The organism is Deltaproteobacteria bacterium, assembly GCA_020845895.1.
Lineage (GTDB): Bacteria > Lernaellota > Lernaellaia > JACKCT01 > JACKCT01 > JADLEX01.
The window spans coordinates 55559-68279 of the sequence record JADLEX010000110.1; the positions used below are offsets into that span (position 1 = coordinate 55559).

A 12721-nucleotide genomic window follows, 5' to 3' on the forward strand; every position below is an offset into this window, starting at 1 on the left:
TGTAAAGAAAAGATAGAAGCAACGCATCGAATTTTTTCGAGACAAAAAGGCCGGGCGCGAACCCGGCCTTTCAGTTTTTCTGGATGATCCCACACCTATTCGGGAGTGCCGGACTCGACCCACGCCACGAAACTCGCGATTTCATCGGCGGTCGGGAACGGCGAAGACGTCGGCATTCCGCCCGACTGGACCTCGGACGCGGAACCCGCAGCTTGGGCGACCATGTCGTCGTAGGTCACGAGTGCAAACGGTGCGCCGCCGGAGGGAGGATCGCCGTGGCAGCGCACGCAGTAAGTCTGCGTGAAGGCTTCCGCGAAGTTCGTCCAGGTTTCGTCGCCCGAGGCGGTTCCGCCGTCGCCGGAGGGGCCGCCGGCCGGGCCGCCCTGCGCGTCGACCGTGTCGCTGTCGATGTCGATGTCGCCGCACGCGGCGAAAAACCCGAATCCCGCGAACGCCAGCGCCGCGCAAAGCGCTATGTGAATTCGATTCGTCATGATGCCCCTCCTCAGTTTTCCGGCGCGCCGGCGTCGATCCAATCGAAGAACAGATCGATCTCTTCCGACGTGGGCATGGGCTGCTCGGGCGGCATGCCGCCCTCATCCATCTCCTCGGCGACATCCTCCGCCTCGTCCGCCGCGTCTTCGTAGTTGTCGAGCGCAAACGGCGCCGAAGCATTCGTCGGGTTGGAGTGGCAGTACACGCAGTACTTGTCGAGGATCGGGCCGACCGTGCTCCAGCCGGATTGCGGCGCGCCCGCGTTCGCCCACGCGACGACCTGACCGATTTGCTCGGCGGACGGATACTTGTAGTTCTCGGGCATTTCGCCCTCGGCAATCGTTTCCCTCACCTCGCCGAGTTCGTCCGTAATGCGGTCGTACGAGTCGAGGCGTGGGGCATCTCCGTCGATGGGCGCCGGACCGTGGCATGCGACGCAGTAGCGAGAGAAGAATTGTCCGGCGGTGCCGTTCCAGGCGAGCGCGCCCGAGGTGGAATCGCCGTCGTCGGCCGCCGCGTCGTCGTCGGCCGGCGCTTCGCCCGCGCGGATTTTCGCGCTGTCGTCGCTGCCGACGTTGATGTCGTCGCAACTCACCGCGGCGATCCACCAGGCCGTGGCCAGTGCCGCCCCGAACAAGATCGAGAACCTTCGCATGGCGTCTCTCCAACGGGCGCGAGGCCCGAACGGGGTTCTAGAAGAACACGTGACCCTGGATCATGATCTCGTCGTTGTTGATCCTCAGCGGATCGGCTTCGCGGTTCTGGCGGAACTGGAACATCGTGTGGACGTAGGGGATCGGGTAGAAAGTGATTCCGCCCATCGTTTGGTCCACGAAGTTCTCGTCCACCTCCAGATCGGGATCGAAGTGCGAGTACCGGGCCACCGCGTAGAGACCGTCGATGATCTTCGCCTCGACTTCGATGAACGACGCCGCGGACGCGATTTTGTCTTCCTTCGTCGGGTCGGCGACGTTGTCGACTTCCTGTGCGACGAAATCGAATTCTCCGAGGAACGCGAGTCGCCAGATGCCGAACGTGAACCAGGGCCCATAGATGTCGCGCGTGAATCCGTCGCGCACATTGTGGAATCCCGATGCCCCGAGCCCCATCTTCCAGAAACGCACGCCGGTCTGGCCCGTCACGGCGTAGTAGTCGCCGTCGCGGTCCATCGCTTGCTCGCCGAGATTGCCGTTGGTGAGCGCGGCCGTGAGAAAGAACGGACCCGGTGCGATGCCGATTTCGACGCCGCTGTCCTGCGACGCGACACCGAAGCCGATGACCGAGCGCGTGAAGAGCGTGTGGTCGTCCATGCGCAAACCGTAGGGCAGGATGAACCGGCCGGCTCGCAGGTACATGCCCGCGGGCAGGTTGTCGATCATGCCCCAGCCTTCCATCAGGTTTTGAGCGACGTCGTAGCCGCCCGTGAACTGAAGGATGGGCAGGAGCCGCGCGTTGACATAGCCCATCGCTTGCATGGTGTAGAAGGTGGAGGCCGCGTCCTCGCTGGGCTGGTTCTCGTCCTCCGCGATGTCGTGCCACATCACACGCAGATCCGCGCCGAGCCGAATCGTTTCGTTCAGCGCGGGGTCGAACTCCGTATAGTCCTTGTAGTCTTCCAGGGCTTCCTTCGTCGCCTTGAGCGACAGTTTCTGCTCAGCCATGACGCCGCGGTCGTTGCGCATGCCGCCGCCCATCGGCGTGTAATGGCACTTGAGGCAGGTCTCGTTTTGCCGGGCGGCGAACTCGGGCCGAGCGGCTCCAACCGAGGGCATCAAGACCAGGGCGACCAACGCGCCCGCGGCCAGCAGACCGAGAAACCGATATCGATCGCGCATGTGCTTACCCCCGCCCGCACGCGGCGGGCCGAATGGGAAACGAAGCCGGGTCAGGTTTTTCGAAATACGAGATCGTACCAGACGAGCACGATGCCGAGGCCGAAAAACATCCCCGTCATCGCCCCGCCGCCCAGTGTGACAAACGCGAAGGGGGCGGCGAGTTTCGTGAGCCACCAGCCGCCGATGTCGCCGATCATGCCCATGAACCCGAGACACGTCAGCGCGATCTTGAGCCTGGCCGGGTAGCCGGTTTGATTCCAGAGGATCAGCGAGAGCGACAGGCACAGCAGGCCCATGCCGAAGAAATGCTGGTGCGACAGCATGGCGAGACGCTGCCACGTGATGCCCTCGTTGGGGGCGAGAAAAACCGCGACCTCCTCATAGGACGTCATCGGCGCGAAGCTCGCCTTACCGATATCACTGTGGCACTTCTCGCAGCGGGCTTCGATGATCTCGCCCACGGGTTCGTAGGCGTCTTCTTTGCCGCCCGCCGCGACCCAGTCCATGAGCGCGCGGTACTCGTCCGCATTTCCCTTGAAATGCTTGCGCATCGAGCCGGTCGCCATGTACGACAGGCGCGTCACCGCCGGATCGCCGTGGTACCGGGCGACGATGTCGCCCGGCCCGAGACCCGGTTTCAGGTCGGCGTCGTGGTGCGTGAGGAACAGGTTGGTCAGCGCGGCCAGATAGCCAAGACCGACCACGAGCGCGAAAAACGCACCGGGAAGTTTACGCCCTTTGGCCGCGAGCGCGGTTTCGTCCATCGCCATGACTCCCGCCCCGTATGAGCAAATTGTGGTGCGCGACTATTCTTCGGGCTGGAAGATGTCGTGGCACTTTTTGCACGACGCGCCGAGGGCCTTGTACTTGGCCTGCACGTCGTCGGGCGTCGTGGCCGCGGCGAGGGCCTTGGCGGCGGCGGCGCACTCGTCGGAAAGAGCCGGAATCTCCGCTTTTCGATCCTTTGCCTGCGGCGGATCGTGGTCCTTCGATTTCAGGACTTCAGCGGCAATGAAGTTCGCGGCTTCGGCGATGCCCGCCGTCTGACCGCCCTGCACGGCGGCCTTGATCGTCTTCATGCTCTTGCCGACGCCCTTCATGAGTTTTTCGAGGGGATCGTCCGCGGCGAGAGCGGAAACCGACACGACCAGGAACATCGCCGTCACGAACAAGGCTAAGAACCGCGAATGGAATTTCATGGGGTCACTCCAAGGAAAATTCAAGGCAGTTTTATACCAAACGGTACGCGCGCGCGCAAGGAAAAAGAGGTGCTCGTCCAATAATATTCGCACCGTTTCCGTATGTGCCCCGGAAAACGGACCTTGATCGCGCTTTTTGGTTGCAATCCGACAAAAACCGACGAAAGCGATTGCCGACCGGCCGATCTGCAATTATCCTCACAATTCTGGTCTGTTTCCGGTCGTGGAGGTCCGTATGAACCCCGTCAAGCTCGAAGAGACGATGATGCACTTCCTGCTGGAGCACCAGCTCAAAAACCGCCGCAGTCTGAACTTCCTGATCTTGATGGAGTCGATCGTCACGGCGGCCAAGTACATCCAGCACTACTACAACCTGGCCGCCCTGCAGGGGAATCTGGGCGAAGCAGGGTCGACCAACGTGCAGGGCGAAAGCCAGATGCGCCTCGACCTGCTCGCGCACCAGACCGTCATGCACTATCTGGCCGAATCGAAGCAGGTCATCGAGGCGACGAGCGAAGAGGTCACCGAGGAGATCCTGCTCAACGAAGACGGCCGCTATTTCCTCTACTTCGATCCGCTCGACGGTTCGTCGAACATCAAGCACAGCCTGCCGGTGGGGTTTTTGTTCGGCATCGGCAAGCGCATGCTCGGCGGCGAAGAGGACTACCGGCTGCGTCGCGGGCGAGAGTTCATCGCGGCGGGCATGTTCCTGATTCCCTCGGGCATTTTCACGCTCTCGCTCAAGGACGCGGGCACGTGGCAGTTCCTGCTCGATTCGAACGGTGTCTACATCCGGCCGACGCGCATCCACTTTCCCGAATCGCCGAAGACCTGGGAGCTGTCGTTCAACGCGGGAAACACGCCGACGTTCTCGACGCCGGTTCAGAACTGGATCGCCGACCATCAGCCGAAGTACAACTTCCGCTACACCGGCGCGCTGGCGATCGATTTTCACCGCCTCCTCCACAACGGCGGCATGTTCATGTACCCCGCCATCGTCAACCACCCGAACGCGCAGAAGAATCGGCCCGAGGGCAAACTGCGTCACATGTACGAGTGCTCGGTCGTGGCGTTCATCGCCAACGAGGCGGGCGGCATGGCGGTGAATGAAGCGGGAGAAGATGTCCTCGAGCTTCAGCCGAAAAAGCGCCATCAACGAAGTGCCCTCTACGTCGGCAGTCGCGAGGTCGTCGGCTCGATCCGCGATGTGCTGCGCGATCACGTCCGCGCGCAAAAGAGCGATGGTGGGCGCGTGGATGTCGCCGCGAAAACCGCCGACGCCACGGGCGCCGACGTTCACTGAAACGATTTCCCATGACGGAAAAGGGGCGGGTTCGCGCCCGCCCTTCGCGTTTTCGGCGTTCGCCCGATCAGACGTGCAGCGCTCCTTCGCCCGCGGCGAGCGCCGCTTCCTTGATGACCTCGGCCAGCGTGGGGTGCGCGTGAATCGACCGGCCGATGTCTTCGGCCGACGCGCCGAACTCCATCGCGATCACGAGCTCGGCGATGAGGTCCCCCGCGCGCGGCCCGATCACGTGCGCGCCGAGAATGCGGTCGGTGCGCGCGTCGGTGAGGATTTTGACGAAGCCTTCCTTCGCGCCCAGCGCCTTGGCGCGGCCGTTCGGCGCGAAGGGAAATGACCCCTTCTTGAACTCGATTCCCTCCGCGCGCAGATCCTCTTCCGACTTGCCCACGCCCGCGATCTCGGGCTCGGTGTAAACGATACCGGGAATGGCATTGTAATTGACGTGGCCCGCGCGCCCGGCGATGCGCTCCACGACGGCCACGCCCTCTTCGGATGCCTTGTGCGCAAGCATCGGTCCGGCGACCACGTCGCCGATCGCCCAGATGCCGGGGACGTTTGTCCGCAGATGCCCGTCGATCGGAATGCGCCCGCGCTCGTCGGTGGTGAGCCCCGCCGCAACGAGATCGAGCCCGTCCGTGTAGGGCCTTCGTCCCGTCGCGACGAGCAGTTTGTCGCAGGTCCACTCGCGCGGAGCGTCGCCATCCTTCGCCCCGTCGGCCGTGACGATCACGCTGCCGCCCTCGACGCGCGCCGCGCGCACGCGAACGCCCGTTTCGATCGTCATTCCCTGCCGCGCGAAGATGCGCAAGGCCAGCGCCGCCGCCTCGCCGTCGATGCCGGGCAGGATGCGCGGCAAATATTCGAGCACCGTCACCTTCGACCCGAGCCGCGACCACACCGAGCCGAGTTCCAGGCCGATCGCGCCGGCTCCGATGACGACGAGCGTCTCGGGCACATCGGTGAACGCGAGCGCGCCGGTGGAATCGACGATGCGCTCGCCGTCGAACGCGATGCCCGGCAGCGACGATGGAACGGAACCCGTCGCGATGATGATGTTTTTCGCTTCAACCACTTGACCGTTCACGTCGACCTTGCCGGGAGCGACGAAACGCGCCGAGCCCGCGAAGATCTCGACCTTGGCCTTCTTCAAAAGCCCCGCCACTCCCTTGGTGAGCTGCGAGACGATGCTGTCTTTACGCGCCTGCATCTTCGCCAAATCGACCGTGGGCGAAACCGCGATGCCGTGCTGCGCGAATTCCTTCTTCGCTTTGAAGACGAGTTCACTCGATTCGAGCAGCGCCTTGCTGGGGATGCAACCGACGTTGAGGCATGTGCCGCCGAAACTCGGGTCCTTCTCCGCGATGGCGACCGACAGGCCGAGCTGCGCGCCACGCAGGGCCGCAACGTAGCCGCCGGGCCCCGACCCGATCACGAGCACGTCATAAACCGACATGATGGTCTCCGATCAGATTTCGAGCAGAACGCGCGACGGGTCCTCGAGGCACTGCTTGATGCGCACGAGGAAACTGACCGCCTCGCGCCCGTCGATGATCCGGTGATCGTAGGTCAGCGCCAGATACATCATCGGGCGGATGACGATCTGATCGTTTTTGTCGACGAGCGGCCGTTTCTCGATACGGTGCATGCCGAGGATGCCTGATTGCGGCGGGTTCAGGATCGGGGTCGAGACGAGCTACCCGAAGACGCCGCCGTTGGTTATCGATAAGGTTCCGCCCGACAACTCTTCCATCGTGAGGCGGCCTTCGCGCGCCCGCGACGCGAGATCGGCGACCGCCTGCTCCGTCTGCGCGAAGCTCAGGCGCTCGGCCCCGCGCATGACCGGTACGACGAGCCCGCGATCGGTGCTCACCGCCACGCCGACGTCGTAGTAGTTGTGATAGACGATGTCGTCGCCGTCGATCATCGCGTTGACCGCCGGGAACGCCTTGAGCGCCTCGATCGACGCCTTGATGAAAAACGACATGAAGCCGAGGTTGATGCCGTACTTCTTCTTGAAGTCGTCCTTGTAGCGGTCGCGCAGCGCCATCACCGCGGACAGGTCCACGTCGTTGAACGTCGTGAGCGACGCGGTGGTCGACTGCGCCGCGAGCAGACGCTCGGCCGTGCGCCGCCGGATCTTCGTCATGCGCACGCGCTCTTCGGGCCGATCGGTCGCCGGGGGCATCGTGGCTCGCGGCGGCTGCGGCGCGGGCCTTTCCTTCGCGACAGCCTCGGCCGCGCGGGCGACCGGTCCCGTCGACTCTTTCTTCGCGGCTGCGGCTTCGAGGTGATCGATCACGTCGGACTTTAAAATCCGCCCGCCCTTGCCGGTGCCCGGGATCTTCGCGGGATCGACTCCCGATTCCTCGACAATGCGTCGAACGGCGGGCGAAAGCGTGGCGGCATCACCTGCAGCCGCGGCGTCGTCACGCGGCGACTCCGGCTCGATGGGACCGGCGGCGACCGCGGGCGACGCGATCGCGCCAGCGCCCTCGGACTCGATGACGCCGAGCACTTCGCCGATCGTGACGACCGAGCCGGACGGTTTCAGGATCTTCGCGAGCACGCCCGCCGCGGGCGACGGAAGATCGACGGTGATCTTATCGGTCTCGATAACCACGATGGGTTCGTCGGCCGCGACGCGGTCGCCTTCCTTCTTCAACCAGTCGGAAATCTCCCCCTCGCTCACCGATTCGCCCATCGCCGGGACGACAATCTCGATCTTCATGACATCAAACCTTTTTGTGGGAATTCGCGGGGTTGGAACACGTCAGGCCTCGATGCCCAGGGCTTCGGCGATGATCGCCCGCTGCTGGTCGAGATGCTTGCGCACGCTGCCGGTCGCGGGGCTGGCCGAGGCCTTTCGGGATACGCGATGGAGGCTATACCGCCCTTCGTACGCAACGTCAAACTGCTCGAACATATAGTACCAGCCGCCCTGATTCGCCGGCTCTTCCTGCACCCACGAGACCTTCGCGTTGGGGTACATCTCCAGCAATTCCAACACGCGCGTCTTGGGGAACGGGTAGAGCTGTTCGATTCGGTGGATGGCCACGTTTGGGAGCTTTTTCGCGTCGCGCACTTCGGCGAGATCGTAGTAGATCTTTCCCGAGCACAGCAGCACCCGGTCCACCTTGGCGGACGCGGGAGCGGCCGGGTCCGGAATCACGTCGTGGAACCAGCCATCAGTGAAATCCCCGACCGCGGAAACCGCCGCGCGGTGACGCAGCAGACTCTTGGGCGTCATCACGACGAGCGGCTTGCGGAACTCGCGCAGCATCTGGCGGCGCATCATATGGAAGAACTGCGCCGGCGTGGTGACGTTGCAAACCTGAATGTTGCACTCGGCGGCGAGCGCGAGAAATCGTTCGGGCCGCGCCGATGAGTGCTCCGGTCCCTGCCCTTCGTAACCGTGCGGCAGCAGCATCACCAGCCCGCAGTGGCGCTTCCACTTCATCTCGGCCGACGTGATGAACTGATCGACGATCACCTGTGCGCCGTTCACGAAGTCGCCGAACTGCGCCTCCCAGATGACCAGCGCGTACGGAGACTCGAACGCGTAACCGTATTCGAAGCCCAGCACCGCCGCCTCGGAAAGCAAACTGTCGTGCGCGTTGAACGCCGCCTGATCGTCGCGGATATTGGCGAGCGGCGTGTACTCGTCTTCCGTCTCCATGTCGACGAACACGACGTGACGGTGGCTGAATGTTCCGCGACGGCAGTCCTGACCCGAAAGACGCACGGGAATGCGGTCGCGGACGAGGCTGCCGTAGGCCAGCATTTCGCCCATGCCCCAGTCGATCGGCAACTCGCCGAGGCCCATTTTCAGCCGGTCGTCGAGCAATTTGCGCAGCTTGCGGTGCGGTTGAAACGCCTCGGGCAAATACGTCACGCGGCGCGCGATCTGCTCCACGGTCTCGCGCGCGATGGCGGTTTCCCGGAACGGCTCGGCGAAGTCGTCCATGGTGCCGACCCGGATGCCCGACCACGGCCCTTTGAGCGAAGACACCTCGACAGGCCGAGGCGTGGATTCACTCGTCTTACGGTACGCCGTTTCGAGTCGTTCGAGATAATCCTGCCGAATACTCTCGAGATCGGCCTCCGTCGCGACACCGCGCGAAACGATGTCGCGCGAATAGAGGGTCCGCACGCCGGGATGCTCGGCGATCTTCTTGTACATGCGGGGCTGCGTGAAACTGGGTTCGTCGGTTTCGTTGTGGCCGTAGCGGCGGAAGCAGTACATGTCCACGACCGCGTCGATGCCGAAGGTCTGACGAAACTCCAGCGCCGCCAACACCACCCCGACGAACGAGCGAACATCGTCGCCGTTGACGTGGAAAATCGGCACGCCGAGCATCTTCGCCACATCGGTGCAGTAGATCGTCGAGCGCGCAAACTTGGGCGGCGTGGTGAACCCGAGCTGGTTGTTGATGACGATATGCACCGTGCCGCCCGTGCCGTAGCCCGACAGCATGCCCAGGTTCAGCGTTTCCGGCACGAGTCCCTGCCCCGCAAACGCCGCGTCGCCGTGAATCAGAACCGGCAGCACCTTGTGCCGCTTCGTGACGCCCAGGCGGTCCTGACGGGCGCGACATCGCCCCTCGACGACCGGGTTCACGGCTTCCAGATGGCTGGGGTTCGGCGTCAGGGAGAGCCACACCTCGCGGCCACTCGCCGTGCGGTGGATATCGTTGTATCCGAGGTGATACTTCACATCGCCGGACCCGAACGAAAGGCGCGGGTCGACGATGTCCTCGAACTCGTTGAAGATCATTTCGAATTTCTTGTGCAGGATGTTCGCCAGCACGTTGATGCGGCCGCGATGCGCCATGCCGAAAATCAGCGTCTCGACGTCCTTTTCGGCCGCCGCCTCGACCATCAGATGCAGGGCGGGAATCAGCGCTTCGGCGCCTTCGAGCGAAAACCGCTTGGTGCCGACGAACTTGCGGTGCAAAAACTGCTCGAACGCCTCCCCGCGAATGACGTAATCGACCGCGACCCGTTCGACGTCGGACGTCACGCGGTCGAGAAACCGCCCTGACTCCATCAGATTGCGGATCCACTCGATCTGCGTCCGGTCGTTCATGTGCGCGAACTCGACCCCGACCGTATGCGCGTAGCAGGCGCGAAGTCGCTCGCGAAGATCGCGCAGCGTCAACACCGCGCCCGGGATGAAGTCACCCGCCAGGTAGCGGGTGTCGAGGTCCGCGTCGGAAAGGCCGAAATCGGCGAGCTTCGGCTCGGGGATCGGGGGGATCAGATTGAGGCCAAGCGGATCGAGATTGGCGCCATGGTGACCGTTGCGGCGATAGGCATCGATGAGACGCAACACACCCATGTGGCGATCGCAATGAACGCCGCCGCACTGATGAAACTCGCGCTCGGCCACCGCCGTGGCGGGATTGAAAATACTTCGCGCCTGAAAGCGCGGACCGACCGGTACGCGCTCATGAGCTTCGCGGATGTCAGCGCCGAAATAATCGCGCCACTCCGCCGGCACGGACGACGCGTCGTCCAGCCACCGCTGATACATCTGCTCGGCGTACGCGAGATTGTCCACGCGCATCGCGCCGCCGTTTCCGTTCGTGGGCATTCGAATCGACTCCTTCACGGGCGCATCCCGTTGGCCAAGGCCCGGGTCGCGCCACGTCGAATCCATATCACGAGGCCGGCGCTTCCGCCGCCCAGCGAGGGAAAAGTCGTTTTATTTCGGGACGTTGCATCGTTCGACGACCCACCCTCGGCGGGCCATTACCTAACATGAAGACGCGTTCGCGTCCATCGGATTCTGCGTCGTTTTTGACCGCGGTGAACGAATTCGAAAATCGGGGAATCGATCAGATCGCGATTTCGCCATATCGCCGGTTCAGGCGTCGATGACGATGCCGAAACACGACGCCGACGATTCGCGCGACGAGCGGCGCGGCCCACCCGATTCGGGGCTCGAAGGTCAGGCGATCGGTCACGACGCAGCCATTCGGGAGACCCCTGACCGTCCGCTCGTGGCGCCAGCGCCGCTGGAGCCAGCTCACCGATTCCTCGACGAACCCTTCACCTGGGCGAATCTCGACGAGACGCAGGTGATGCCGATCGATAGGAATGAATCCGAACGCCAAAATCCAGCTCCAGAAAAGAAACTCGCCCGCCGGAGCATCGGCGATCGACCGCGTTTTCGCTTCGGAGGGGTACGTCATTTTAACGAGCGGCATGAGTTCCGCGTTGACGCCGGGCATGACCGTTATCAAAGCCCAGACGTCCGCGCGCGATGCGCGTAGGCGCGATTCGAATTCGAGATGAGCCACCAGTTCCCTCACCGGTCGCCGAACACCGTCGTCGCAACGCTAGCCCTTTTCCGCCAAGAAAATTACCACTTCGCCGGGCTCTTGATCTCGAACTTTCATTTGGCTATAAAGAGGACTGATTTCGTCCTGTATCGGCGCCGCCGGTTTTCAGCGGCAAGCCGAATCCATCCGAGGCCGGACGTCTTTGAACGCGGAGCCCCTGCGCGACAATCTGTCGCCATGGGGTCAAGCGTGCGTTCGAACATCGCCTCCGGGTCTCGCCTTCGTCGCTCCTTCGATTCGCGGATTCCGATTCGGCGAATCCTTGCGACGCTCTGCCTCACCCTCCTGTTTCCATCCGGTGAAGCGTTTGCGCACGAATCCGCATGGAACGTCGAGATCGAGGGCTACGGCGAGATGGGTTTCGCCTGGCTCGACTACGGCCCCAACCAGAACCGCGACGGAGGATCGCAAGAAGACTCCCGCGTCGTCTTCGACCTGACGCGTTTCGTGCTCGAGGTCGAGGGCGAGATTCCCGAAGCCGGTCTCTCGTTCGAAACCGAGGTCGAGTTCGAACACGGCGGCACGGGCGCAGCCCTGGAGTTGGAGTACGAGGAATTCGGCGAGTTCGAACAGGAGGTCGAAAAAGGCGGCGAGGTCATCGTCGAGGAGATGTACCTGCGCAAAACGCTCGGCGACCGATTCGCGATCAAGGGCGGGCGCTTCTACGTCGCGATGGGGCTGCTCTCCGACGAGCACCGGCCGACGCGGTTTTTGTCGCCGACACGGCCCGAGTCGGAAACCACCGTCATCCCCGGCGTTTGGGACGAAATGGGGCTCGAGGGCGAATACCGGCACCGCTGGCTGCGCGTGCGCGCGCAGGTGGTGAACGGCCTCGATTCCACCGGCTTCAGTTCGCAATACTGGGTTGCCTCGGGACAACAAGGGCGATTCGAGGAGATCCGCGCCACGGACCTTGCCGTCGTCGGCCGCGTCGATGTGCGCCCCGTTTCCGATGTACTGATCGGCGTGTCCGGCTATCGCGGCGGCACGTCGCGCAACCGGCCGAAGCCCGATCTCGTCCGCCAGTGCGAGAATGAATCCGAGGACGAAGTCGCGCCCTGCGGTTACGTCGAAGCGCCGGTGACGATTTTCGACGTGCACGCGCGTGTCGATCTCGATCCCGTGCTCGCGCAGGGCGTTTTGCTCTGGGGGAGGCTCGACAACGCCGACGACATCTCTGAACGCAACGCCCGCCTGTCCAACCTGCTCGGCGTTCTGCGCACGCCCGTCGCCGAGGAGGCCTTCGCTGCGTGGGCCGAGGTGGGCGTCAACGTCCTGCATTGGTCCCGGTTCGGCGCGTTGAACGCGCTTTCGCCGTTCGTGCGTTATGAGAAGTACGACACGATGTATGCGACGCGCACCGACCTGTTCGACAACCCGCGATTCGAAAAGCAGGTCATCTCCGCGGGCGTGTCCTACCGCTATGAGGACGCCGTTGTCGTGAAGAGCGACTTTCGACGTCGCACCTTCGGTTCCGACGACTTCCGACCGGAAACCGGCGTGAATCTCTCCGCCGGATTCGAATTCTGACCCCATCATGTC

At 63.4% G+C, this 12721-nt stretch carries 10 protein-coding genes and 1 pseudogene; 2 read left to right on the forward strand and 9 right to left on the reverse strand.

The window, feature by feature from the left end; genetic code table 11:
• Nucleotides 1-95 precede the first annotated feature (95 nt).
• The 5 genes from IT350_15135 to IT350_15155 are packed head-to-tail and all read right to left on the reverse strand — an operon-like array spanning nucleotide 96 to nucleotide 3529.
• A complete protein-coding gene (locus tag IT350_15135) occupies nucleotides 96-494 on the reverse strand; it encodes a hypothetical protein (GenBank protein ID MCC6159383.1) in 399 nt (132 codons plus the stop codon).
• 11 nt (nucleotides 495-505) lie between these two features.
• Nucleotides 506-1150 (reverse strand): hypothetical protein, encoded by a 645-nt coding sequence (locus tag IT350_15140; protein ID MCC6159384.1) that lies wholly within the window; start codon nucleotides 1148-1150, stop codon nucleotides 506-508.
• A gap of 37 nt (nucleotides 1151-1187) precedes the next feature.
• Nucleotides 1188-2330: a hypothetical protein gene (locus tag IT350_15145; GenBank protein MCC6159385.1), complete on the reverse strand. Its 1143-nt coding sequence runs from the start codon at nucleotides 2328-2330 to the stop codon at nucleotides 1188-1190.
• A 50-nt stretch (nucleotides 2331-2380) separates the two neighbouring features.
• The gene (locus tag IT350_15150) at nucleotides 2381-3100 is read right to left on the reverse strand and encodes a hypothetical protein (protein ID MCC6159386.1); all 720 of its coding nucleotides are present in this window, start codon (nucleotides 3098-3100) and stop codon (nucleotides 2381-2383) included.
• Nucleotides 3101-3136: 36 nt separating this feature from the next.
• A complete protein-coding gene (locus IT350_15155) occupies nucleotides 3137-3529 on the reverse strand; it encodes a cytochrome c (GenBank protein ID MCC6159387.1) in 393 nt (130 codons plus the stop codon).
• Between the two features lie 235 nt (nucleotides 3530-3764).
• Between IT350_15155 and IT350_15160 the strand changes: the two genes are divergently transcribed.
• The gene (locus IT350_15160) at nucleotides 3765-4832 is read left to right on the forward strand and encodes a hypothetical protein (GenBank protein MCC6159388.1); all 1068 of its coding nucleotides are present in this window, start codon (nucleotides 3765-3767) and stop codon (nucleotides 4830-4832) included.
• A gap of 67 nt (nucleotides 4833-4899) precedes the next feature.
• Here the strand turns inward: IT350_15160 and lpdA are convergent, their stop codons facing one another.
• From lpdA to IT350_15180, 4 genes and pseudogenes are all read right to left on the reverse strand, one after another.
• A complete protein-coding gene (gene lpdA, locus IT350_15165; protein ID MCC6159389.1) occupies nucleotides 4900-6288 on the reverse strand; it encodes a dihydrolipoyl dehydrogenase in 1389 nt (462 codons plus the stop codon).
• A gap of 12 nt (nucleotides 6289-6300) precedes the next feature.
• A pseudogene (gene odhB / locus IT350_15170) lies at nucleotides 6301-7563 on the reverse strand (2-oxoglutarate dehydrogenase complex dihydrolipoyllysine-residue succinyltransferase).
• A 42-nt stretch (nucleotides 7564-7605) separates the two neighbouring features.
• Nucleotides 7606-10428 carry a 2-oxoglutarate dehydrogenase E1 component gene (locus tag IT350_15175; protein ID MCC6159390.1) on the reverse strand — a complete coding sequence of 941 codons (2823 nt, stop codon included), beginning with the start codon at nucleotides 10426-10428 and terminating at the stop codon, nucleotides 7606-7608.
• 244 nt (nucleotides 10429-10672) lie between these two features.
• Entirely contained in the window at nucleotides 10673-11137 is a 465-nt protein-coding gene (locus tag IT350_15180) for a hypothetical protein (GenBank protein ID MCC6159391.1), read from the reverse strand.
• A 378-nt stretch (nucleotides 11138-11515) separates the two neighbouring features.
• On the opposite strand from IT350_15180, the gene IT350_15185 reads away from it, so the two are divergent.
• Nucleotides 11516-12709, forward strand: a complete 1194-nt coding sequence (locus IT350_15185) for a hypothetical protein (protein MCC6159392.1) — start codon at nucleotides 11516-11518, stop codon at nucleotides 12707-12709.
• Nucleotides 12710-12721: the final 12 nt, after the last annotated feature.